This is a genomic window from Herbaspirillum sp. FG34, from assembly GCF_057809315.1.
In genome coordinates this window covers 256,743-279,265 of the sequence record NZ_JBMDJS010000006.1, presented here as the reverse complement: position 1 = coordinate 279,265, position 22,523 = coordinate 256,743, and the positions used below count along the sequence as shown (strand labels likewise).

Sequence of the window (22,523 nt, the reverse complement as noted above, 5' to 3'; positions counted from 1 at the left end):
GCTACGGGCTTCCCGTGCACCCCCGCCACAATAAAATGCGCCGGCCCCGGTAGCCGCCAGCGCCCATGCGGGTTACCATGCGGCCCATTGCAGCCCTCTTCAGCCCTCTTCAGCCTTCTTCAGCCTTCTTGAGACCCGATTGCCCATGTCCGTCCAGCCCGAATCCCGTCCGCCACGCGAAGTCCCTGTCCTGTTCTCCCTGCTGGGCCTGGTGGCCGCCTTTGCCCTGGGCTTGTGGGCCGGCATCCATTACATGTCCAACGAGGCCAGCCTGTTCTATGGGCTGATCGCGGGCCTGTCCTTCGGCGCCGCCTTCGCCTTCGGCCAGCAGATCAAGAACCGCTTGGTGCCGCCCAAGGTCCGCAAGACCGACTGGAAGGTGCAGGCACCGGGTGCGACCGAGCTCTCGCCGACACGACTGGCCGCGCAGCAGGCACGCAAGATCAGCGTGGAATTCGACGACGAAGAAATCCGCACCATGGTGCGCGGGACCAAGCGCGAAGGCATAGCCTGGCGTGAAGTGGATGACGTCACGATTCGCATCAGCGAGGATGCCCTGCCGCAACCGCAATGGATCCTGGCGGGCAAGAGTGCCGAGGGCATCAAGGGGGTGCTGATCCCCAACGATGCCGATGGCCTGGAAGCGCTCATGGATGCCATGAAGACCCGCCTGCCCGGCTATGACGACGACAAGAATTACGAGACCGTGATCGCCGCCATGTCGGCCATGGAAGGCAGCTTCCACGTCTGGCACCGTCCTGCGGCCTGACGGGCTTCAAGGCACAGGCTTGGCACCCGGCGCCAGGGCCGGTTCCTGCGCCAGGCGCTGCGCCAGGAACTGCACGAAGGCGCTCAGGCGCGGTGGCAGGTGGCGCGTGGCCGGATACAGCGCCCACAGCTCGCCGCAATAGCGCGTCCTGAAACTCCACTGCGGCAGCACCTGCACCAGACTCCCCTCCTCCAGCCGTGGCCTGGCGATGAAATACGGCAGGCTGGCAATCCCCAGATGGCGCAAGGTGGCATCGAGACGCACGCCCGTGTGGTTGGCCGCATACCTCCCCCGTACCTCGACATTGACTGATTTGCCCTGGCGGCGAAAGCGCCAGCGCGCGTCTGCCGGCGACTCACCCAGGTAGATGCAGTCATGCTCCTTCAAGGCCCGGGGATGGTCCGGCATCCCGTGGCGCTGCAGGTACTGCGGCGTGGCGCACAGCAGATGATCGATGCGCATCAGGCGCCGCCCCATCAGGCCCGGCGGCGGCTGGTCGGTGATGCGGATGGCCAGGTCGACCTGGTCGTCGATGAGATCCATGTAGCGGTCTTCCAGCCTGAGCAGCACGTCCACCTTGGGATGGGCCGCCAGGAAATCCGGCATGTGCGGGTGAATCAGTGCATGCCCGACCGCCTTGGGCACACTCACCCTCACCTGCCCCTGCGGCTCGGCGTCGAAGGCACCGGACACCGACAGCACGGCCTGCGCGGCGTTGAGCATGTCGCGGCAACGGGCGTGGATCTCCTCGCCGCTTTCGCTCAGGCGCAGCTTGCGGGTGGTCCGTTGCAACAATTGCGTGCCGAGGGCTTTTTCCAGGCGGGCGATGGCGCGGCTGGTGGCCGACGGTGTTGCGCCCAGCTGGCGGGCCGCTTCCGAGAAGCTGCCGGTCTCCACTACCTTGGCGAAGATGGCCATTTCGTTGAGCAGGGCGATGCTTTTATTTGTGCTCATGGAGCAAAGATCCTTTGCAGTGTTGCTGGATTATCGCAAGTCCATCCTGTCGATACAATGCACGACACTCGCCGCAGTTTCATTGAAAGCCTCGTCATGACCGAACGTCTCTACCTCACCGACCCCGCCTTGCGCGCCGACATCCAAGTGCTGGACTGCACTGCGCAGGACGATGGCCGCTACGCCGTGCGGCTGTCGGCCACACCCTTTCATCCGCAGGGTGGCGGACAGCCCAGTGATACCGGTCGGATCGGTGCGGTGGAAGTACTGCGCGTGAGCAGCGAAAGCGAGGGCATCGTCCACTACACCACCGCCCCCGTGGCGCCTGGCCCGGCGCTGGCCTGCGTGGATGCGCAGCCGCGCCAGCTGCACGCCCGGCTGCATTCAGCGGGCCACGTGATCGGGCAGGTACTGGCCGAACTGGGATGGAAGCCCACCAAGGCGCATCACTGGCCGGGGGAAGCGCGCGTGGTGGGCGTGGCTGCCGCCGCAGATGGCACAGCCCAGGAACTGGTGCCGGCAGAGCTGGAGCGCCGCTGCAATGACTTGCTGGCGCAGGATTTACCCTGCGTGATGGCCATGGAGAATGGCTTGCGGCAGATCGGTTTTGGCGAGCTGCCCGCCTACCCCTGCGGCGGAACGCACGTGGCGTCGCTGGGAGAGATCGGGCGAATTCGTATTGACTCCGTACGGGTCAAGAAGGGGGAGGCGTCGGTGCGTTATGACGTTACTCCCTGAGCGAATATCTGCCCTCAAAAAACACTGGTTTGATTCGCGCTCATGGCGGTGAAAAAAACCGTCTCAAAAGACGGCTACTCCCCAAGAATTGACTCACTCTTTTTGCGCATCTTCATCCCACTGCCGCAAGGTCGCCAGCTTTTCGCCTATCTTGATTTCCAACCCCCTTGGAACCGGCTGGTACCAGCCCGGCTCAGCGATCCCCTCCGGCAAATAAGTCTCCCCCGCCGCATAGGCATTGGGCTCATCATGGGCATACCGGTATTCATGCCCGTAGCCCAATTCCTTCATCAACTTGGTCGGCGCATTGCGCAGATGCACCGGCACTTCCCGGCTCTTGTCCTGCTTCACGAAAGCGCGCGCAGCGTTGTAGGCGTTGTAGCCGGCATTGCTCTTGGCCGCCACCGCCAGGTAGATCACCGCCTGCCCCAGTGCCAGTTCGCCCTCGGGGCTGCCCAGGCGCTCATAGGTCAGCGCAGCATCGTTGGCGATCTGCATGGCGCGCGGGTCGGCCAGGCCGATGTCTTCCCAGGCCATGCGCACGATGCGCCGCGACAGGTAGCGCGGATCGGCGCCACCATCGAGCATACGGGTCAGCCAGTACAACGCCGCATCCGGATGTGAGCCGCGTACCGACTTGTGCAAGGCCGATATCTGATCGTAGAAATTGTCTCCACCCTTGTCGAAACGACGGCTGTTGAGCGTCAGCGCATTCTGCAGGAACTCGGCCGTAACCAGCTGCGTGCCGGTCGTGCGGGCGGCCGTCTGGGTCTGCTCCAGCAGATTGAGGAAGCGGCGAGCATCGCCATCGGCGTAGCCGATGATGGTGTCGGTGGCCTGTCCGTCGAATTGCAGATCCCCCAGCGCCTTGTCCTGCGCACGCTTGAGCAACTGCTTCAGTTCCTCATCGGTGAGCGACTTGAGCACGTAGACCTGCGCCCGCGACAACAGCGCCGAATTGACCTCGAAGGAAGGATTCTCGGTGGTGGCGCCGATGAAGGTCACCAGGCCGCTTTCCGCATAGGGCAGCAAGGCATCCTGCTGCGACTTGTTGAACCGGTGAATTTCATCCACGAACAGGATCGTGTGCTTGCCCATCGCCAGATTCTGCTCGGCCTGCTCCATGGCCGCACGAATATCCTTGACCCCCGAAAACACCGCCGACAGCGCAATGAATTCACACGCAAAGGCGGTGGCGGTCAGCCGCGCCAGCGTGGTCTTGCCCACACCCGGCGGCCCCCAGAAGATCATCGAATGCGGCTTGCCGGACTGGAAGGCCAGCCGCAAGGGCTTGCCTTCGCCCAAGAGATGCGACTGCCCGATCACCTCGTCAAGCGTCTTGGGGCGCAGCGCTTCAGCCAGCGGCGCAGCGGGTTCTTGCGCGAACAGGTCAGCCATGCACCGCCCCCCGCAAACTCGGAAGATCGGAGAAGAAGAACCGCAACAGGGCGGCCAGGGAAATAAAGTTCATAGTCATCAGGATGCGGGCGCGGCGCCGGATTGCAAGGCGCATTCACCAAAGGCCGTAGTCTAACGCAGCAGGCCCCTACAGGGGCGATGGCGCGGTCATGCCCGCGCCTGCAACCATCCGGCCCAGCGGGTAGAATGCAGCCTGCGCTTTTTTCTTCATATCGCCCTTTTTCCTGCCTCTCCCTGCGTCTCCATGCCCTTCGTCGTCACCGATTCCTGTATCCAGTGCAAGTACACCGATTGCGTCAGCGTCTGCCCCATGGATTGCTTCCTGGAAGGCCCCAATTTCCTGGTCATCGACCCGGACGGCTGCATCGACTGCTCCATGTGCGTGCCGGAATGCCCGGTCGGTGCCATCTACAACGCCACCGACCTGCCCGCCGCCCTCTCCCACTTTGAGGACCTCAACGCCCGTCTGGCCAAGCTGCCCGGCTGGAAGCCCATCACCCAGGCCAAAGCGCCCCTGCCCGACCACGAGCAATGGAAGGACCTGCCCGACAAGCTGCCCCAGCTGAAGATGCCCGACCTCTGAAGCACCAGCAAAACAGCCCCGCAAGCGCAAGCCTGCGGGGCTGTTTTGCTACGGGCGGACAAGCTCAGTTGTTGAATACGTCCGCACCCTTGGGAATGGTGAAGCTGAAACTGTTGCTCTTGAGCGGCGGATTCTTCTCGAAGCTGTCGAAGCTCAACAAAGAAACCTGGCCGAAGGAATCATGCAGCTCCATCGCCACCGGGGTGCCGTTCTTCAAGCCAATGCCGATGGTGTCGAAGGTCGTGTCCTTGCTCTTGGGGATGGCTTGTAGCCATTCCAGGCCATCCTTGGTGCCGGCTTCCTTCAGTGTGAAGTTTTTTTCCAGATCATTGCTGCCGAAGAGGATGGCGGCCGGCGAAGAGCCCAGCGCATTGCCCAGTTTCTTGGTGGTGACCTGGTTGAGGTCCTTGTCGTAGATGAAGAGTTTTTCCCCATCGGCCTGGATCACCTGTTCATACGGCTTCTGGTAGGTCCAGATGAACTTGCCGGGACGCGAAAACACGAAGCTGCCGCTGGAGGTGTTGACCACCTTGGACGTGCCATTCTCCACCCGCACCATGCGCTGGGTGAACGCACCCTTGGCCGACTGCGTGCTGCTGACGAATTGCTTGAACTGGTCCAGCGCGGCAGCCGAGGCACGGTTTGGTGTCAGCGCGGTGATGGCGATGGCCCCGGCCACGGCCAGCGCGGAAAGACCGGCCGCCATCATCAGGCGGCGCAGGTTGAAGGTACGGGCTTGCGCAGGGCGCGAGCGGAAAGCGTTTCTGGAATTGTCCATGTTGTTTGATTCCTTCTTGACTAGGCGCCACCGGCAAGGTGGCGGCCGGCGCGACGGTGGCCGGCCTTCAGGGCAGCTTGATGTGGAGGGAAGACCGCTTATTCAGCCGCATCGCCAGCACCCGCCGGCACCAGGATTTCACGGTTGCCATTGGACTGCATGGTGGAGACCAGACCGCTTTGCTCCATCTGCTCCAGCAAGCGCGCCGCACGGTTGTAGCCGATGCGCAGGTGACGCTGCACCAGCGAGATCGAGGCCCGGCGATGTTTCAGGACCACGGCCACGGCCTGGTCGTACATCTCGTCGCCTTCTCCACCGCCTCCGGCGCCAGCTGCGGCACCGCCGCCAGCACCGCCGTCGGCGTCCTCCAGCACGCCTCCCTCTAGGATGCCCTCGATGTAATTCGGTTCCCCCTGGGATTTCAGGTGCTCCACCACGCGGTGCACTTCATCATCCGACACGAAGGCGCCGTGCACCCGCACCGGCAAGGCCGTACCCGGCGGGTTGTAGAGCATGTCGCCCATGCCCAGCAGGGTTTCAGCGCCCATCTGGTCGAGAATGGTGCGGGAGTCGATCTTGGAAGAGACCTGGAAGGCAATGCGCGTCGGCACGTTGGCCTTGATCAGGCCGGTAATGACGTCCACCGACGGACGCTGCGTGGCCAAAATCAGGTGGATGCCAGCCGCGCGCGCCTTCTGGGCGATGCGGGCGATCAGTTCTTCCACCTTCTTGCCCACCACCATCATCAGGTCGGCCAGTTCATCGATGATGATGACGATGGTTTCCAGCTGCTCCAGTGGTTCGGGGGCATCGGGCGTGAGGCTGAAGGGATTCGGAATTTTCTCGCCGCGCTTCTCGGCATCGATGATCTTCTGGTTGTAACCAGCCAGGTTGCGCACGCCCAGCTTGGACATCTTCTTGTAGCGGCGTTCCATCTCTTCCACCGCCCAGTTCAGCGCGTGGCCGGCCTGGCGCATGTCGGTCACCACCGGCGCCAGCAGGTGCGGAATGCCCTCGTAGATCGACAGTTCCAGCATCTTGGGATCGATCAGGATCAGGCGCACCTGGCGCGGTGAAGATTTGTACAGCAGCGAGAGGATGGTGGCATTGATGCCCACCGACTTGCCCGAGCCGGTGGTGCCGGCCACCAGCAAGTGCGGCATCTTGGCCAGGTCGGCCACCACCGGATTGCCGGCGATGTCCTTGCCCAGCGCCACGGTCAGGCTGGAATGGCTGTCGTTGTAGACCTTGGAGCCCAGGATCTCCGTCAGGCGCACGATCTGGCGCTTGGGATTGGGCAGTTCCAGACCCATGAAATTCTTGCCCTGGATGACTTCCACTACGCGAATCGAGGTCAGCGACAGCGAACGCGCCAGGTCACGCGCCAGGTTGACGATCTGGCTGCCCTTCACACCGGTGGCCGGTTCGATCTCGTAGCGGGTGATCACCGGGCCGGGATAAGCCGCCACCACCTTGACCTCGACGCCGAAGTCGGCCAGCTTCTTTTCGATCAGGCGGCTGGTAAATTCCAGCGTTTCCACCGAGACCGTCTGCTGCGCAGGCGGGGCCTCATCGAGCAGCGACAGTGGCGGCAGTTCGCTGTTCAAGTCATCGAAGAGGCTGGTCTGCTTTTCCTTCTGGACGCGGTCGGACTTCTGCACCTCCACGATCTGCGGTTCGATGCGGATCGGCGGGGCTTCCACGATCTTGGCGCGCTCCTGCACCACGGTTTCCTCACGCTTGACGGCCGCTTCCTGGCCGGCGCGGCGGTCGGCGCGGGCGGCGAAGAAGTCGCGCACCCAGAACAGGCCATCCTCGATCATGCCACCGATGCGTTCCACCGCCGCCAGCCAGGACACCTGGAACAGCAGCGAGAAGCCCAGCCCGAACAGCAGCAACAGCAGCAGCGTGGCGCCGGTGAAACCGAAAGTGGGCTGCATGGCCGAACCGATCATCTCGCCCAGCACGCCACCGGAGGAATGCGGCAGCTTGGGGGCGAAACGCTGCATGCGGGTGAACTCGATCCCCATGCTGCCGGTGAGCATGAAGACAAAGCCGACGGCGCGGATGAGCGGTTCCTGTCGATGTTCCGGCTCCACCGGCTGGGACACCAGGAAGCGGTTGGACAGGCGCCGATAACCGGTCCACACCGAGCGCGCCAACAGCACGCACCACCACCAGGCCGACAGCCCGAAGATGTACAGCATCAGATCGGCCATCCAGGCACCGACCCGGCCGCCCCAGTTGCCCACGCGGGGCACCGAGCTGGCCACCGACCAGCCGGGGTCGGTCTTGGCATAGCTCAGCAGGATCAGCACCAGATAGGCCAGCAGGGCCGCCAGCGCCAGCCAGCGCGCTTCCGATAACAGCCTGACCAGGCGGCTGGGCATCGGGGGCGCCGGCGTCTTGGTGGTGCGGATGTGGGCTTGACTCGTCTTGGACATAACTTCCGTACAAAAAAAACACGCCGTCATTGTAACGGCATTGAATTGGCGCTTCGCGGTTTTGCGCAGGCCAGCGGGAAACCCGCTGCACTGACCGTCACTGGCCGCTATCGTTCTGGCTGTGCTGTCTTTTTGTTCATATTCTGGACAGTAGCCCTGCCACTGCCCCCGCAGCCGCCGACTATTGCCGACATAGCGTAATTCCATGAGCCCCGCAGAGGGCATGGACTATAATCTTACCCGTTTTGCAGCGCGGCAAACCGCAAACTTGTGCGCTGGCAAGCACCCGCTTGTGCCGGACGGCCTGGCTGACGTGCCGGGCCGTCCGGAATTGAAATCTCCGGGAGTCGCCTCATTTGCAGAAGCGATCCCACAACATTTGATGAGTAGCTTATGAGCACGCCCAAACATGCCAAGGTCCTGATTCTCGGCTCCGGCCCCGCCGGCTATAGCGCCGCCGTCTATGCCGCGCGCGCCAACCTGAACCCGGTGCTCATCACCGGGGTGGAACAAGGTGGCCAGCTGATGACCACCACCGACGTCGAAAACTGGCCGGGCGATCCGCTGGGCGTGCAAGGACCGGAACTGATGCAGCGCCTGCTGCAGCACGCCGAACGCTTCAAGACCGAAATCATCTTCGATCACATCCACACCACCAAGCTCTCCGAACGCCCCTTCCGCCTCATCGGCGACAGCGGCGAATACACGGCCGATGCCCTGATCATTGCCACCGGCGCCTCGGCCCAGTACCTGGGCCTGCCCTCGGAACAAGCCTTCATGGGCCGCGGCGTATCGGCCTGCGCCACCTGTGACGGTTTCTTCTACCGTGGCCGCGAAGTGGCCGTGGTCGGCGGCGGCAACACTGCCGTGGAAGAAGCGCTGTATCTCTCCAACATCGCCAGCAAGGTCACCATCGTGCACCGCCGCGACAAGTTCCGTGCCGAGCCCATCCTGATCGACCGCCTGCTGCACAAGGTCAGCGAAGGCAAGATTGCCATCCAGTGGCACGCCACCCTGGATGAGGTGGTCGGCGACGACAGCGGCGTGACCGGCATCAAGATCAAGTCGACCCAGGACGGCGCCATCACCGAAATCCCGGTGCACGGCCTGTTCATCGCCATCGGCCACAAGCCCAACACCAGCATCTTCGAAGGCCAGCTGGAGATGCACAACGGCTACCTGAAGACCCGCACCGGCACCGAAGGCTTCGCCACCGCCACCAGCATCGACGGTGTCTTTGCCGCCGGTGACGTGCAGGACCACGTCTACCGCCAGGCCATCACCAGCGCCGGCACGGGCTGCATGGCAGCACTGGATGCACAGCGCTATCTGGAAGGCCTCGAATAAGGTAAATCAATGTAAAATGCTGCGCTGCGAGAACTCGCAACGCGACAGGCACTCAAAAGGCCGGTGACGAGTTGTCGTCCCGGCTTTTTTGTTTCACTCGAGCAATCAAACACAAGAATCATCAAGACCGAGGAAAGCATCGTGCCCTATCATTCATCTCCCTCCCGTTCCGGGCGCAGCTCGCCGGCATTGAAGGCGGTATTGGTCACGCTGGGCCTGGGTGCCGTGCTGGTCGCCTGCAGCGCTTCGCGCGACACCCCGGTGGCCGATGCCACGGCCGGCCAATGCGATGCCTCCCGCGCCGATCACCTGATCGGCGAGAACTACAGCGGCTACGTCGAACGCCAGGCGCTGGCCGAATCGGGTGCCGCCGAGATCCGCGTGCTCAAGCCGGACGATGCCGCCACCCTGGATTTCAACCCGCGCCGCCTGAATCTGCAGGTCGATCCGGGCATGGTGATCATCAAGGTCGCCTGCGGCTGAAGAGCGCGCCCGCTTCTGCTAAAGTAGCCATTCGGGGAACAATACGCTACAGGGTTGGGTGGCTGTCATGGCGACAATGAAAGATTTCTCGGCGCTCCAGGGATTGCGCCGCGATCTGCAGGAACAGGAAAAAGCGCGCGCACTGGCCCTGGCCGAGCGCCAGCGCCAGGAAGCGGCAGCCCGCGAGGAAGCCAACATCTTCCGCAACAGCATCGGGCAGGTGGCGCCCTTGCGCCCCAAGGTGGTCGACAAGGCCCTGTGTCTTCCGGAACCTCCCCTCCCCATTCCGCGCCAGCATTTGGCCGATGAACAGGCCGCACTGCTGGAGTCGCTCTCGGATGAGTTCACCATCGAGACCCTGATGGACAGCGACGAAAATCTCAGCTTCGCCCGCCCCGGTGTGGGCATGGATGTATTGAGCAAGCTGCGTCGTGGCAACTGGGTGATCCAGGCCCAGTTGGACCTGCACGGCTACCGCCGCGACCAGGCGCGCGAGGCCCTGGGTGAATTCCTGCGCCAATCGCGCCGCCGCGGCCTGCGCTGCGTGCGGGTGATCCATGGCAAGGGGCTCGGTTCGGTAAACAAGGAACCCGTACTCAAGCACAAGGTACGCAACTGGCTGGCGCAGAAGGATGAAGTGATGGCCTTTTGCCAGGCGCGCGCGGCCGATGGCGGCGCGGGAGCACTGGTGGTGCTGCTGCGCTCCAGCGAGCGGGCCTGACTACCGCGCCTGCGGCATCAGCCCGCAGACAAATGGTCCAGCATGGCCACGATGGCCTCGAAATGCGGCCGTGCGGCGGCGTCAGGGCTCAGACAAGCCTGGCGCACACCGGCCAGCGCGGCTCGCTGCTTCTGGCCCGCCTCATCTTCCGGCTGGCCATGCGCCAGCAACTCTTCCAGCAGACAGCCATAGGCCCGCACTTCCATGGCCTGCACACCCCAGGCATGGGGCTGTTCGACATCGTAGAACCAGGCCGCACCGAAATCGCCGAGCAGGGCTTCACCCTCCCGATGCAGGATGTTGTGACCGTAGAGGTCGCCATGCACGATGCCCTGCGCATGCAGGTGAGCTGCTGCCGAGGCGATATCGCGTGCAATGACGAGCACCTGGCTCCAGGTCAGCATGAAGCCTTGCGCATAGACATCGCGCGTACAGGATTGCAGGTCAGGCGGGCCGGCCAATACCTTGAAATCGCGATCAATCAGCGGCATGACCAGTCCCTGCACCGCTTGCGGATGACCTTGCAATCGCCCCAGCACGGGAATCAGCCCGCGATGGCGGCCGGCCATGATGCAGGCCGCCATCTCGCGCTCGGGCAGGCCGTCGCTGGTGACGGCCCCCTTGAAGAGCTTCAGCGCCACCGGCTGCGTCTTGTTCGCGTCCTTCCAGCGAGCGGCGTAGATCACGCCGGAAGCACCCTCGCCCAGCTTGTCGGCCAGTTGCAGATCCTGCCAGTGGATTGCCGCCACCTGAGCATGGCGGTCTGCCGCTTCTTCCACCGCCGCGCACCAGGCATTGCCGGCCATGGCCAGCCAGCTCAGACGCGGCAGGGTCAGCAGCCAGTGTGGAAACGCCTCCAGTGTATTGGCCGACAGGCGCAACAGTTCCAGATGGCGGCAGGCCGCCAGTTCCGATGGCAAGGTGCGCAGGCGGTTCCCGGCCAGCATCAGCTTTTGCAGGCGACTGCATTGCCCGATGCTGGCGGGCAGCCGGGTGATGCGATTGTCGGTCAGCACCAGCCAGCGCAGCGAAGGCGGCAGCGATCCGGCGGGGACGTGTTCGATGCGGTTGGCCTTGAACCCGATCATTTCCAGCGCAGGACAGCGCCCCAGCACGGTTGGCAATACGGTAAAGGCATTGTCGGAACAGAACACGATGCGCAAGCGACGCAAGCGCGGCAGGTCGTCGGGCAAGGCAGCCAGCGCGTTGCCGCTCAGGTCCAGAATCTCCAGGGTTTCAGCCAGTGTGAAGATTTCTGGCGGGAATTCGCGCAGGCCGCACGACAGAGACAGGCGGGTAATGCCTTTCAGGGCGCCGCTGCGCAATTGTTCCAGGGTGTGCATGCAGAGAGGTGAAGAAAAACGTCAGAAAGCGCGGAGTTTAACAGTGCCCGCCCGGCCCTTCAGAACAGATCCAGCTGGGCATCGCCTGGTGATCTGCCGGACCTCGCCTGCGGTCGCCGAAAACGGCTGGCATCCAGCGTGGCAAAGGCCCGGTTGCGGTGATCGATGCCGAGCCGCCGGCTGGCCTTCTCGAAACGCTGGTGCAGCAGGTCGGCCCAGACGCCGGTGCCACGCATGCGGGTGGCGAAGTCGGCGTCGTAATCCTTGCCGCCGCGCATGTCCTGGATGCGGTTCATCACCCGCGCCGCCCGGTCGGGGAAGTGCGCCTGCAGCCACTGCCGAAACAGCGGGCTGACTTCCCACGGCAGGCGCAGCACGATGTAGCCCGCTTGCCGCGCACCGGCGTCGACGGCGGCTTCCATCACGCGCTCCAGGTCTGGTTCGGTCACGAAGGGAATCACCGGGGCAATCGATACGCTGACCGGAATACCCGCCTCGGCCAGGGTACGAATCACCCGCAGCCGCCGCGCCGGGCTGGCCGCGCGCGGCTCCAGCGTGCGTGCAATGGCGGCATCGAGCGTGGTGATGGTGACCGCGACGATGGCCTGCCCCTTGGCGGCCATGGGGGCCAGCAAGTCGATGTCGCGCTCGATCAGGGAAGACTTGGTAATCATCGCCACCGGGTTCTCGCAATCGTGCAGGATCTGCAGGATGCGCCGGGTCAGTTGGTGCTCGCGCTCGATGGGCTGGTAGGCATCGGTATTGATGCCCACCGTGATGGTGTCGGGTTCATAGGACGGCTTTGCCAGTTCGCGCAGCAGCAGGTCGGGCGCATTGCGCTTGGCGACCAGCCGGCTTTCGAAATCCAGACCGGGCGAGAGGCCCAGATAGCTGTGCGAAGGCCGTGCAAAGCAGTAGATGCAGCCATGCTCACAACCCCGGTAGGGATTGAGCGAGAGCGAGAACGGCAGGTCCGGCGAGCTGTTGCGGCTGATGATGGAGCGCGCGTCTTCCTCGGTGACGATGGTCTTCAGGCGCGGCGGCTCGTCATCCTCCATCACCTCGGCTGCAAGCGGCTCGACGGCGGCAAAACTGACCGCCTGCCAGCCATCATCGAACTCTTCCCGCGCCACCGATTCGTAGCGCCCGCGCAGATTGGTGACGGCTCCCCGCCCCTTGCGCGCGACCTGGTTGCGATGGACGAAGGTTTCCGGCGTGAGGGTGGCGTCATCCTCGCCAGGAGGCGCAGGCTGGTCAGGAAAAGGCCGGGCAATGCCCTGCGGGAATTTGGGGAAGGAAGCCAAGGCAAGCTCAACGATACTGTATATATGAACAGTATTTTGCCTTCACTTGGGGCGCACTGCAAATGCTGTTTCAATTTGTCCGGGTGCCGCATTAATCGGTTATGCTTGTTCACCCTCAGCTTCCCATCAGCGAAGAAAGCGACCACAAAGGGGGAACAAGGACCACCCGAGGTCCCAAGGAGACAAGGATGCAATACCAGGCAAACCGGCACGCTGCCGGTGCATTGCTGGGCGCCTCGCCCCTGGTGCAGTCCGGCGCCGATGCGCTGCTGGATCTGCAGGCTATCGAACGCTCGCACCAGCGCAGCTCGTCCTACGGCATCACGCGCGGCCAGCGCCCCGATCTGGACGCGCTCTCGCGCGCCGACCTGGCGCAGACGCTGGAAGCCAACCAGGCCCTCTCCGGCCACGCCCGCCCGGTCATGGAAACCCTCTACGACCAGATCCGCAATACCCACAGCATGGTGATCCTGTCGGACGCCGAAGGTACCATCCTGCACACCCTGGGCGACAGCGATTTCCTGGCCAAGGCCGACCGCGTGGCGCTGGGTCCGGGTGGATGCTGGTCGGAACAATTGCGTGGCACCAATGCCATCGGTACGGCCCTGTTCGAGCAGAAGCCGACCACCGTACATGCCCAGCAGCACTATCTGGATGCCAACCGTTTCCTGACCTGTTCAGCCGCCCCCATCTTCGACCATCGCGGCCAGGTGCTGGGGGTGCTGGACGTCTCCGGCGAATGCGGCAGCTTCCACAAGCACACCATGGCGCTGGTACGCATGTCGGCGCAGATGATAGAAAACCACCTGCTGGCCGGCAGCTTCCCCGATTGCATCACCCTGCACTTCCACAGCCGTGCCGAATTCGTCGGCACGCTGGTCGAAGGCATCGTCAGCTTCACCCCGGGCGGACGCTTCCTGGCGGCCAACCGCAGTGCGCAGTTCCAGTTGGGGCTGACGCTGGCGGCGCTGCAATCGCATACCTTCGCATCGCTCTTCGGGGTACCGCTGTCGCTGCTGTTCGAGCACCATCGCAAGGCCGCCCCGGGCTTGCTGGAGCTGTGCCTGCACAACGGCATCCGCATCCATGGACGGGCCGAACTGCGGCTGCGCGACCAGCATTTCCAGAATGCGCGCGAAGCCATCATCGATACGCCGCACACGATCCCCGCCGCCCGCCCGGCGCCCGTAGCACGGCCTCATGCAGGCCCGCCGCGTCCCGGACTGCAGGCACTCGATACCGGCGACGCCCGCATGAGCGCCCTCATTGCCAAGTTGCGCAAGGTCATCGACCGCGATATTCCCATCCTCATCACCGGCGAGACCGGTACCGGCAAGGAATGGCTGGCTCAGGCCATCCACCGCGAGAGCGCGCGCTTCCGGGCCACGCAAACCCGGACAGGCGCAGCGCCTTTCGTGGCCGTGAATTGCTCGGCCATTCCGGAGAATCTGATCGAGGCCGAACTGTTCGGCTATGAAGACGGCGCTTTCACCGGTGCGCGTCGCAAGGGAGCGCTGGGCAAGATCGCCCAGGCCCAGGGCGGCACCCTCTTCCTCGATGAGATCGGCGACATGCCGCTGGCCCTGCAAGGCCGCCTGCTGCGGGTCTTGCAGGAACGCGCGGTGACGCCCCTGGGCAGCCAGCGCGTCATCCCGGTGGACTTCGCGCTGGTGTGCGCCACCAACCAGCCACTGCGCGAGATGGCCGCGCGTCATGCCTTCCGCGAAGACCTGTACTACCGTATCAACGGCTTGCAGGTGAAGCTGCCAGCTCTGCGCGAACGCAGCGACCTGGTCGGCCTGATCGAGCGCATTCTGGAGCAGGAAGGCGGCGCCGACGCGCCGCGCTTCGATACCCAGGCCCTGGCCCTGCTGCAGGCCAGCCGCTGGCCGGGCAATCTGCGGCAGCTCTCCAACCTGATCCGCACCGCCCTGGCCATGGCCGAGGGCCAGGCCTGGATAGGGGTGGAACACCTGCCAGATGACTTTCTGGAAGAGGCGGCGCCCGTGCAGGCGGCTTGCGAGATGCCGGTACACATGGCATATGAAGAAAAACGCGAAAAATCGCTCTCCATGCACGACAGCGAATGGGCTGCCATCGAGCGCGCCCTGCGCACCCATGACGGCAACGTCAGCGCCGCTGCCAAGGCGCTGGGCGTGTCGCGCAATACGCTCTACCGGCGCTTCAAGTCACGCGGGCACTGAGCGGCGCCAGCGCGTCGTACTCCTCATCGGTAAACAGCCGCGAGCGCGTCAGGAAGCGCTTGCCGCTGCCGTTCTCCAGCGAGAACATGCCGCCGTTGCCATTGACCACGTCAATGATCAGTTGCGTATGCTTCCAGTATTCGAACTGGTCGGCGCCGATGTAGAACGGCACGCCATCGATCTCTCCCAGATGCACATCGGTATCACCCAGCGTGAAGTCGCCGGCGGGATAGCACATCGGCGCGCTGCCATCGCAGCAACCGCCGGACTGGAAGAAGATCAATTCACCATGCCGCCTCTTCAACTGACGCAGCAAGTCCACCGTGGCCTCGGTGGCCGTTACCCTGGGCAATGCCTTCATCGCCATTCTCCTGTCGGATCTACCATAAAAGCGGCGCCGGCCGCGGGGAGGCGGACCGGCGCCGAAGCTGCCTTGCTGCAAGGAGTCAAACGAAGATCACGCGATCAGAAGAAGCCCAGCGCCTTGGGGCTGTAGCTGACCAGAAGGTTCTTGGTCTGCTGGTAGTGGTCCAGCATCATCTTGTGGTTTTCACGGCCGATGCCGGATTGCTTGTAGCCACCGAAGGCCGCATGCGCCGGATACAGGTGATAGCAATTGGTCCATACGCGACCAGCCTGGATCTCGCGACCCATGCGGAAGGCACGCGTGCCATCGCGGGTCCACAGACCCGCGCCCAGGCCGTAGAGGGTGTCATTGGCGATGGACAGGGCTTCTTCCTCATCCTTGAAGGTGGTCACCGAGACGACGGGGCCGAAGATTTCTTCCTGGAAGATGCGCATCTTGTTGTTGCCCTGGAACACCGTGGGCTTGACGTAATAGCCCGTGGCCAGGTCGCCGCCCAGTTCTTCACGTCCGCCGCCGGCCAGCACCTTGGCGCCTTCCTGCTTGCCGATGTCGATGTAGGAGAGGATCTTTTCCAGCTGCTCCTGCGAGGCTTGCGCGCCGATCATGGTGCTCTTGTCCAGAGGATTGCCCTGCTTGATGGCGGCCACGCGCTTCAAGGCACGTTCGATGAAGCGCTCGTAGATCGATTCCTGCACCAGCACGCGCGAAGGGCAGGTGCAGACTTCGCCCTGGTTCAGCGCGAACATGGCGAAGCCTTCCAGGGCCTTGTCGAAGAATTCGTCATCCTTGTCCAGCACGTCGGCAAAGAAGATGTTGGGCGACTTGCCGCCCAGCTCCAGGGTCACCGGGATCAGGTTCTGCGAGGCGTACTGCATGATCAGGCGGCCGGTGGTGGTCTCGCCGGTGAAGGCGATCTTGGCGATACGCTTGTTGGAGGCCAGCGGCTTGCCCGCTTCCACACCGAAGCCCTGCACGATGTTGACCACGCCGGGCGGGATCAGGTCAGCGATCAGTTCGATCAGGACCATGATGGAAGCCGGGGTCTGCTCGGCCGGCTTCAAGACCACGCAGTTGCCGGCGGCCAGCGCCGGGGCCAGCTTCCACACCGCCATCAGGATGGGGAAGTTCCAGGGGATGATCTGGCCGACCACGCCCAACGGCTCATGGAAGTGGTAGGCATAGGTGTCGTTGTCGATGGGGCAGATGCTGCCTTCCTGGGTGCGCACGGCGGCGGCGAAATAACGGAAGTGGTCGATGGCCAGCGGGATGTCGGCGGCCATGGTTTCGCGGATGGGCTTGCCGTTGTCCAGGGTTTCGGCGGTGGCCAGCAGCTCCAGGTTGGCTTCCATGCGGTCGGCGATCTTGAGCAGCATGTTGGCGCGCTCGGTGGGGGAAGTCTTGCCCCAGCTCTTCTTGGCGGCATGGGCGGCGTCCAGCGCCAGTTCCACGTCTTCGGCGCTGGAGCGGGCCACTTCACAGAAGGCGCGTCCGATCACCGGGCTGATGTTCTCGAAGTATTCGCCCTTGACCGGGGGCACGAATTTGCCACCGATGAAGTTGTCGTAGCGTTGCTTGAAGGGGTCGCGTACGCCGAGTTTGCTGATGTCTGCCAGGTTCATGTCGTCTCCGTTCGGGTTATGGTTGAAATCCCGCCGCGATCATGGCCGCGGCGGAGGTTCATCCCTCTGGATGGCAAATCGCATGCCAGCCTGCAAACCTGCTCTGGAAGCGCCTTGCGCGCCAGCATCATTGTCACGCTGTGTCAATCTGGCGCAGCCCGGGACAGCGCAGAGGGACAGCCTGACACACTCTTTTTCTTGCACTGCGGACGTAAAAAAACCGGCCAGCGGCCGGTCTCTCGTGATGCTTGCGCTGTCCTGAATCAGACGGCATCCGGCCCGGTTTCGCCGGTACGGATACGGATCACCTGTTCCACTTCCTGCACGAAGATCTTGCCGTCGCCGATCTTGCCGGTGCGGGCCGCCTTGATGATGGCGTCCACGGCCTGCTCGACCACCTTGTCGTCCACCACGACCTCGATCTTGACCTTGGGCAGGAAGTCGACCACGTATTCGGCACCGCGATAGAGTTCGGTGTGACCCTTCTGGCGTCCGAAGCCCTTCACTTCGGTGACCGTCAGGCCCGTGACGCCGACTTCGGCGAGGGATTCACGCACCTCGTCCAGCTTGAACGGTTTGATGATGGCGGTCACTTGTTTCATGGCAATTCCTCTCTTGGTATGTCGTAAAGAAACGATTTCAACGATCTGTTGAATAGCGGATACAACCTTCGTTGTTATTTTACTGGCAAGGCCGTGGTGCCCTGCCCACTTGCACATTGTCAATCAGGCGTGCCCGGCTTTCAACCTTCTTGAACCAGCCGGGCCATAAAAAGCCGTTTTTTCAGGCTTCCAGATCGGGAATGCGCTCCAGATCCTGCAACCAGACCGTAGCCTCGCCATCGCTGGGCGCACGCCAATCACCACGCGGCGAGAGCGAGCCGCCCGAGCCGACCTTGGGCGCATTGGGCACGCAGGAGCGCTTGAACTGGCTGGTCTTGAAGAAGCGATAGACGAAGATACCCAGGTTTTTCTTGATCTGCGGCAAGCTGTACTGGTTGCGCGCACCATGCAGGCCATCCGGCCAATGGCCGATGCTGCGGTCTTGCCAGGCGCTGTGCGCCAGGAAAGCCACCTTGGCCGGCGTGAAGCCATAGCGCAGGATGTAATAGAGATTGAAGTCCTGCAACTCGTAGGGACCGATGAAGTCCTGGGTACGCTGGCCCGGCTCGCCGTCCGAGGCACCCGGCACCAGTTCCGGGCTGATTTCGGTTTCGAGGACGTGGATCAGCACTTCCGGCTGTTTCAGTTCCAGCGAACCGGATTCCGCCACCCAGCGCACCAGGTGGGTGATCAAGGTCTTGGGCACGCTGGCGTTGACGTTGTAGTGCGACATGTGGTCGCCCACGCCATAGGTACACCAGCCCAGCGCCAGCTCGGACAGGTCGCCGGTGCCGATGACGATGGCACCGTGATGATTGGCCAGGCGGAACAGGTGATTGGTGCGCTCACCCGCCTGCACGTTTTCGAAGGTGATGTCATAGACCGGCTCACCGCGTGAATACGGGTGATCCAGGTCCTTCAACATCTGTTCGCAGCTGGGGCGGATATCGATCTCCTGCGCCGAGCAGCCGACCTGCGCCATCAGCTGATGCGCCTGCACCAGCGTGCGGCTGCTGGTGGCAAAGCCGGGCATGGTATAGGCCAGGATGTTGGAACGCGGCAGGCCCAGCTTGTCCATGGCCTTGGCGCAGACCAGCAGCGCATGGGTCGAATCGAGACCGCCGGACACACCGATGACGACCTTCTTGATGTTCGAGGAAGACAGGCGCTGCACCAGTGCCTGCACCTGGATGTTGTAGACCTCGCGGCAGCGCAGTTCGCGCTGTTCGGCATTGGCCGGCACGTAGGGGAAGCGTGCCACCCGGCGTTGCAGCGGCAAGGACTGCTCCTGCGGGATCTGCACATCGAAACGTACCACTTCGAAGCGGCGCACTTCGTCGGCGTGGCGGCGCACCGACTGGCCAAACGTGGTCTGGTGGAAGCGCTCACGGGAGAGGCGTTCCAGGTCGATGTCGGCATAGATCACGTGACCGCCTTCGGCAAAGCGCTCGGACTCGGCCAGCAGTTCACCGTTCTCGCAGATGAGCGCCTGACCATCCCAGGCCAGGTCGGTGGTGGATTCGCCATTGCCCGCCGACGAATACAGATAGGCCGCCAGGCAGCGCGCCGATTGCTGCGACACCAGCTGATGGCGGTAACCCGACTTGCCGACCACGATGTTGGAGGCCGACAGGTTCACCAGCACGGTGGCACCGGCCAGCGCGGCAAAGGAAGACGGCGGGATCGGCACCCACACGTCTTCGCAGATCTCGATGTGGAAACGGAAATCGGGGATGTTGCCGATCTCGAACAGCAGATGGCTGCCGAAGTCCACATCCTGACCCAGCAGGCGGGTACGGCGGGTAACGGCGCAATCGGCGCTGCTGAACTGGCGCGCTTCGTAGAATTCGCTGTAGTTGGGCAGGTAGCTCTTGGGCACCACACCCAGGATGCGGCCGTTGTGGACCACCACGGCGCAGTTGTAGAGCTGGTGATCGACCTTCAGCGGCATGCCCACGATGAGAGCGGCGGAGATGCGCATGGACGCTTCCAGCACCGATTGCAGGGCCTGCAGGGAGGCTTCCAGCAAGGCGCGCTGCTGGAACAGATCTTCGCAGCTGTAGGCCGACAGGCCCAGTTCGGGGAAGGACACCAGGGCCGCACCACGGGCGGCGGCCTGTTCGGCCAGGGCGATGGTAGCTTGCGCGTTGAAGCCGGGATCGGCCACCTTGCAGTCCGGCACTGCCACGGCGACGCGGGCGAAACCGTGGTTGTAGAGATTGAAGAAGGGGCTTTGCATAGCGTGTGTTGGACTCCGTGCACTTCGCCAGGGCGGCGACGCGTTCTGTTCATTTTGCGTAGAATGCCTGTTCGAGCGGGCCGTGGGCCGCGCCATCTTTCGCAGGTCACTTGCAGTCCATGGATTATCGCACGCGAATCGTTTCTTCTCTGGCCGAGATCGGCCCGTCCCGCTGGGATGCGCTGGTGACAGCCCAGGCCGAGGGCAATCCATTCCTGTCGTACGCCTTCCTGCATGCGCTGCACGAGAGCGGCAGCGCCAGTCCGGAATCCGGCTGGGAGCCGCATTATCTGACGCTGTGGCAGGCCGATGGCGAGCAGGAGCAACTGGTGGCCGCCCTGCCCCTGTATCGCAAGTTTCACTCGTATGGCGAATACGTCTTCGACTGGGCCTGGGCCGAGGCTTACCAGCGGCATGGCGTGGACTACTACCCCAAGCTGCTCTCGGCCATCCCTTTCACGCCGGTACGCGGCGCGCGCCTGCTGGCCATCGACGAGACTGCCCGCGCGGCGCTGGTGACCGCATTACGGGCGCTGCAGGAGCGAAGTGAAGTTTCCTCCACGCATATCCTGTATCCCCCGCCGGAACAGGCGCAGCTGCTGGCGGACGACGGGTTCCTGCTGCGCAGCGGGGTGCAGTTCCACTGGCACAATGAAGGGTATGGCAATTTTGCGCAATTCGTCGATACGCTGGACCGCAAGAAGCGCAAGAACATCCTGGCCGAGCGCCGCAAGGTAGCCGAGCAAGGGGTGCGCTTCGTCTGGCTGCGCGGGGCCGAGATCACCGAGGCGCACTGGCGCTTCTTCAATCGCTGCTATCGGCACACCTATGCAGCGCACTACTCCACGCCATATCTGAATCTGGATTTCTTCCGCCGCATCGGTGAGACCATGCCGCAGCATTTGCTGCTGACGATGGCACTGCGGGACGATGAGCCAATCGCCTCTTCGCTGACGGTGCATGACGCCGATACGCTCTATGGTCGCTACTGGGGCGCGCTGGAACACGTGCCCTGCCTGCATTTCGAGACCGCGTATTACCAGCCGCTGGAATTCTGCATCGCCGAGAAGATCACCTGGTTCGAAGGCGGCGCCCAGGGTGAGCACAAGATGGCGCGCGGTTTCCTGCCGCAGAAAACCTGGTCGGCGCACTGGCTGGCGCATCCGGGGTTCTACGATGCGGTGGAGCACTTCCTGTCGCGGGAAAGCAATGGCATCGATGGCTATATTTCCGAGCTGAACGAACATAATCCCTTCCGGGATACGCCGCGCTGAAAATGTGCAAAGAACCGGTTCGTGCTACACACGAATCGGTTTCAACTGAAATACACAAATGATTTAAATTGTTTACATTTTCAGACTAGCTTACGCTTGCCAGGATTTCTGCGGGCCATTTGGGTTTGTCTCCGATGTGGAAGCACAACCATGCGAATCAACTACGCGTTTTTTGATTGCCCGACTCAAGGTTGGATGCAGGCACCACACCGCGCCAAGCCTCCAACTCTTTCCCCCTAAGTGGATTACCCCCAACGCTTGCCAGAATTTCTTCAGGCCATTTGGGTTTATCTTTGATGTGGAAGCACAACCAACCCACAAGTCCAAACGGAACGGTGAACCATACAAAACACGCAGTAAACATTTGCGCCAACACCATGCCGACACTCGGCGCATGTCGTCCCGGACCAATGAGGGGTTGGCCCCAGCACAAAGCGCCCCACAATGACTGCGTAGCAGGTGGCACATACGGACCATCATCTTGTACAAACAGCGGCCCTTCATGTTCCATGAAGCGGCGCACATGTTCCCAACGGTCTAGCAGTAGCTGCACCGCCAGCGCATTGGTGCTGCCGCCCACTTCGAACTGGGCTACCACCGTGGGATCTTGTGGGCCTCGCACCACCACACAAGAGAGCGAAGCGAGTTCTTGTGCGGTGTTCCCAGTGAACACACGAGAGCGCGTCACTTGGCCGCGTAGGCAAGACCAGTCGTAGGTCTGGATTTCATACTTGCCACCACCCCACAGCGGTAGCCAGCGAAACAACAGTGTTTGGTCAAAGAACACATGGACCTTGCCTGCGGCGCGATCAAAGAGTACAGGGGCGTAGCGGTAGCCGGTGATGTCCCAGCGGAGTAGAAAGTACACCAGTAAAAAATTAACTACTGTGACTACCCATACAAAAACCGAAGAAAACACACTGAAAACTTTATAGTCTGCAATTCCAGAATGTGCGTACAGGCTTAGCATTGGCAAGCCCAGTAATGCTATAAACGCTGCCGCGCCAGTCATGCTAGCAATCTGATCGGCATAAGCCAAGCCATGCGGATAGGCCTCGATGACCGAGCCGCTTGTATTAGGTGTACGGCTCACGCTCAAGCTGTGCGGTGGCAGCAGCACCGCATCAGTGCCCAACCCCTTAAAGGCAGGCTCGTTATGCAGAGCAAAAAATGCGTCGCTGGCGGCTTGCCCCGTCCAGTCATACAACACGAAGTCACTCTCATGGACAGCTGGGCCATCCGGTTCGAACGAACCATAGGGCTTACCTTGCGCACCTTCTTGTTGCACACGCTGGGCAATGCGTGCGGCTTTACGGTCACCCTTACTCATCGTTT

General features: G+C 62.8%; 19 protein-coding genes. 8 read left to right on the top strand and 11 right to left on the bottom strand.

Features of this window, described 5'->3' with window-relative positions; genetic code table 11:
• Nucleotides 1-145: 145 nt before the first annotated feature.
• Nucleotides 146-769 carry an anaphase-promoting protein gene (locus ACODSZ_RS10645; protein ID WP_488927545.1) on the top strand — a complete coding sequence of 208 codons (624 nt, stop codon included), beginning with the start codon at nucleotides 146-148 and terminating at the stop codon, nucleotides 767-769.
• A gap of 6 nt (nucleotides 770-775) precedes the next feature.
• On the opposite strand, the gene ACODSZ_RS10640 is transcribed toward ACODSZ_RS10645, so the two are convergent.
• Nucleotides 776-1,723: a LysR family transcriptional regulator gene (locus ACODSZ_RS10640; protein WP_488927544.1), complete on the bottom strand. Its 948-nt coding sequence runs from the start codon at nucleotides 1,721-1,723 to the stop codon at nucleotides 776-778.
• 96 nt (nucleotides 1,724-1,819) lie between these two features.
• Between ACODSZ_RS10640 and ACODSZ_RS10635 the strand changes: the two genes are divergently transcribed.
• The gene (locus ACODSZ_RS10635; protein WP_241822524.1) at nucleotides 1,820-2,461 is read left to right on the top strand and encodes an alanyl-tRNA editing protein; all 642 of its coding nucleotides are present in this window, start codon (nucleotides 1,820-1,822) and stop codon (nucleotides 2,459-2,461) included.
• A 93-nt stretch (nucleotides 2,462-2,554) separates the two neighbouring features.
• On the opposite strand, the gene ACODSZ_RS10630 is transcribed toward ACODSZ_RS10635, so the two are convergent.
• Complete coding sequence (locus tag ACODSZ_RS10630; RefSeq protein ID WP_175342389.1) at nucleotides 2,555-3,859, bottom strand: replication-associated recombination protein A; 1,305 nt, start codon at nucleotides 3,857-3,859, stop codon at nucleotides 2,555-2,557.
• Between the two features lie 265 nt (nucleotides 3,860-4,124).
• On the opposite strand from ACODSZ_RS10630, the gene fdxA reads away from it, so the two are divergent.
• Nucleotides 4,125-4,463 carry a ferredoxin FdxA gene (fdxA, locus tag ACODSZ_RS10625; RefSeq protein ID WP_008327929.1) on the top strand — a complete coding sequence of 113 codons (339 nt, stop codon included), beginning with the start codon at nucleotides 4,125-4,127 and terminating at the stop codon, nucleotides 4,461-4,463.
• A gap of 64 nt (nucleotides 4,464-4,527) precedes the next feature.
• Here the strand turns inward: fdxA and lolA are convergent, their stop codons facing one another.
• Complete coding sequence (gene lolA / locus ACODSZ_RS10620) at nucleotides 4,528-5,241, bottom strand: outer membrane lipoprotein chaperone LolA (RefSeq protein ID WP_008327926.1); 714 nt, start codon at nucleotides 5,239-5,241, stop codon at nucleotides 4,528-4,530.
• 98 nt (nucleotides 5,242-5,339) lie between these two features.
• Entirely contained in the window at nucleotides 5,340-7,685 is a 2,346-nt protein-coding gene (locus ACODSZ_RS10615) for a DNA translocase FtsK (protein ID WP_008327922.1), read from the bottom strand.
• Nucleotides 7,686-8,078: 393 nt separating this feature from the next.
• On the opposite strand from ACODSZ_RS10615, the gene trxB reads away from it, so the two are divergent.
• The 3 genes from trxB to ACODSZ_RS10600 all read left to right on the top strand — a co-directional run bounded on the left by trxB (nucleotide 8,079) and on the right by ACODSZ_RS10600 (nucleotide 10,236).
• Nucleotides 8,079-9,032, top strand: coding sequence for a thioredoxin-disulfide reductase (trxB, locus tag ACODSZ_RS10610; RefSeq protein ID WP_008327920.1), 954 nt, complete (start codon nucleotides 8,079-8,081; stop codon nucleotides 9,030-9,032).
• Nucleotides 9,033-9,173: 141 nt separating this feature from the next.
• Nucleotides 9,174-9,515, top strand: a complete 342-nt coding sequence (locus ACODSZ_RS10605; RefSeq protein WP_008327914.1) for an I78 family peptidase inhibitor — start codon at nucleotides 9,174-9,176, stop codon at nucleotides 9,513-9,515.
• A gap of 67 nt (nucleotides 9,516-9,582) precedes the next feature.
• Entirely contained in the window at nucleotides 9,583-10,236 is a 654-nt protein-coding gene (locus tag ACODSZ_RS10600; RefSeq protein ID WP_175342387.1) for a Smr/MutS family protein, read from the top strand.
• Between the two features lie 17 nt (nucleotides 10,237-10,253).
• Here ACODSZ_RS10600 and ACODSZ_RS10595 read toward each other — a convergent pair whose 3' ends face one another.
• Complete coding sequence (locus ACODSZ_RS10595) at nucleotides 10,254-11,579, bottom strand: leucine-rich repeat-containing protein kinase family protein (RefSeq protein ID WP_488927543.1); 1,326 nt, start codon at nucleotides 11,577-11,579, stop codon at nucleotides 10,254-10,256.
• 59 nt (nucleotides 11,580-11,638) lie between these two features.
• Complete coding sequence (locus ACODSZ_RS10590; RefSeq protein ID WP_008327909.1) at nucleotides 11,639-12,883, bottom strand: PA0069 family radical SAM protein; 1,245 nt, start codon at nucleotides 12,881-12,883, stop codon at nucleotides 11,639-11,641.
• Between the two features lie 188 nt (nucleotides 12,884-13,071).
• Between ACODSZ_RS10590 and ACODSZ_RS10585 the strand changes: the two genes are divergently transcribed.
• Nucleotides 13,072-15,087, top strand: a complete 2,016-nt coding sequence (locus ACODSZ_RS10585; RefSeq protein ID WP_488927542.1) for a sigma-54-dependent Fis family transcriptional regulator — start codon at nucleotides 13,072-13,074, stop codon at nucleotides 15,085-15,087.
• On the opposite strand, the gene ACODSZ_RS10580 is transcribed toward ACODSZ_RS10585, so the two are convergent.
• The 4 genes from ACODSZ_RS10580 to ACODSZ_RS10565 form a co-directional block, all read right to left on the bottom strand.
• A complete protein-coding gene (locus ACODSZ_RS10580; RefSeq protein ID WP_175342384.1) occupies nucleotides 15,068-15,448 on the bottom strand; it encodes a DUF779 domain-containing protein in 381 nt (126 codons plus the stop codon). The genes ACODSZ_RS10585 and ACODSZ_RS10580 overlap by 20 nt on opposite strands.
• A gap of 104 nt (nucleotides 15,449-15,552) precedes the next feature.
• Nucleotides 15,553-17,073, bottom strand: coding sequence for an aldehyde dehydrogenase (gene adh, locus ACODSZ_RS10575; protein WP_175342383.1), 1,521 nt, complete (start codon nucleotides 17,071-17,073; stop codon nucleotides 15,553-15,555).
• A gap of 263 nt (nucleotides 17,074-17,336) precedes the next feature.
• Complete coding sequence (locus ACODSZ_RS10570; RefSeq protein ID WP_006463535.1) at nucleotides 17,337-17,675, bottom strand: P-II family nitrogen regulator; 339 nt, start codon at nucleotides 17,673-17,675, stop codon at nucleotides 17,337-17,339.
• A 181-nt stretch (nucleotides 17,676-17,856) separates the two neighbouring features.
• On the bottom strand, nucleotides 17,857-19,914 hold the full coding sequence (locus ACODSZ_RS10565; protein WP_488927541.1) for an NAD(+) synthase: 2,058 nt from the start codon (nucleotides 19,912-19,914) through the stop codon (nucleotides 17,857-17,859).
• A gap of 119 nt (nucleotides 19,915-20,033) precedes the next feature.
• On the opposite strand from ACODSZ_RS10565, the gene ACODSZ_RS10560 reads away from it, so the two are divergent.
• Nucleotides 20,034-21,188 (top strand): GNAT family N-acetyltransferase, encoded by a 1,155-nt coding sequence (locus tag ACODSZ_RS10560; RefSeq protein WP_488927540.1) that lies wholly within the window; start codon nucleotides 20,034-20,036, stop codon nucleotides 21,186-21,188.
• Between the two features lie 157 nt (nucleotides 21,189-21,345).
• Here the strand turns inward: ACODSZ_RS10560 and ACODSZ_RS10555 are convergent, their stop codons facing one another.
• Nucleotides 21,346-22,518, bottom strand: a complete 1,173-nt coding sequence (locus tag ACODSZ_RS10555; protein WP_488927539.1) for a DUF6708 domain-containing protein — start codon at nucleotides 22,516-22,518, stop codon at nucleotides 21,346-21,348.
• Nucleotides 22,519-22,523: the final 5 nt, after the last annotated feature.

What these genes read in the sequence shown, in the direction of transcription:
- ACODSZ_RS10585 (WP_488927542.1), top strand. Translation starts at nt 13,072, where the DNA reads ATGCAATACCAGGCAAACCGGCACGCTGCCGGTGCATTGCTGGGCGCC.
- ACODSZ_RS10595 (WP_488927543.1), bottom strand. Translation starts at nt 11,579, where the DNA reads ATGCACACCCTGGAACAATTGCGCAGCGGCGCCCTGAAAGGCATTACC.
- ACODSZ_RS10560 (WP_488927540.1), top strand. Translation starts at nt 20,034, where the DNA reads ATGGATTATCGCACGCGAATCGTTTCTTCTCTGGCCGAGATCGGCCCG.
- trxB (WP_008327920.1), top strand. Translation starts at nt 8,079, where the DNA reads ATGAGCACGCCCAAACATGCCAAGGTCCTGATTCTCGGCTCCGGCCCC.
- ACODSZ_RS10645 (WP_488927545.1), top strand. Translation starts at nt 146, where the DNA reads ATGTCCGTCCAGCCCGAATCCCGTCCGCCACGCGAAGTCCCTGTCCTG.
- ACODSZ_RS10615 (WP_008327922.1), bottom strand. Translation starts at nt 7,685, where the DNA reads ATGTCCAAGACGAGTCAAGCCCACATCCGCACCACCAAGACGCCGGCG.
- ACODSZ_RS10635 (WP_241822524.1), top strand. Translation starts at nt 1,820, where the DNA reads ATGACCGAACGTCTCTACCTCACCGACCCCGCCTTGCGCGCCGACATC.
- ACODSZ_RS10630 (WP_175342389.1), bottom strand. Translation starts at nt 3,859, where the DNA reads ATGGCTGACCTGTTCGCGCAAGAACCCGCTGCGCCGCTGGCTGAAGCG.
- adh (WP_175342383.1), bottom strand. Translation starts at nt 17,073, where the DNA reads ATGAACCTGGCAGACATCAGCAAACTCGGCGTACGCGACCCCTTCAAG.
- ACODSZ_RS10580 (WP_175342384.1), bottom strand. Translation starts at nt 15,448, where the DNA reads ATGAAGGCATTGCCCAGGGTAACGGCCACCGAGGCCACGGTGGACTTG.
- fdxA (WP_008327929.1), top strand. Translation starts at nt 4,125, where the DNA reads ATGCCCTTCGTCGTCACCGATTCCTGTATCCAGTGCAAGTACACCGAT.
- ACODSZ_RS10640 (WP_488927544.1), bottom strand. Translation starts at nt 1,723, where the DNA reads ATGAGCACAAATAAAAGCATCGCCCTGCTCAACGAAATGGCCATCTTC.
- lolA (WP_008327926.1), bottom strand. Translation starts at nt 5,241, where the DNA reads ATGGACAATTCCAGAAACGCTTTCCGCTCGCGCCCTGCGCAAGCCCGT.
- ACODSZ_RS10565 (WP_488927541.1), bottom strand. Translation starts at nt 19,914, where the DNA reads ATGCAAAGCCCCTTCTTCAATCTCTACAACCACGGTTTCGCCCGCGTC.
- ACODSZ_RS10555 (WP_488927539.1), bottom strand. Translation starts at nt 22,518, where the DNA reads ATGAGTAAGGGTGACCGTAAAGCCGCACGCATTGCCCAGCGTGTGCAA.
- ACODSZ_RS10600 (WP_175342387.1), top strand. Translation starts at nt 9,583, where the DNA reads ATGGCGACAATGAAAGATTTCTCGGCGCTCCAGGGATTGCGCCGCGAT.
- ACODSZ_RS10570 (WP_006463535.1), bottom strand. Translation starts at nt 17,675, where the DNA reads ATGAAACAAGTGACCGCCATCATCAAACCGTTCAAGCTGGACGAGGTG.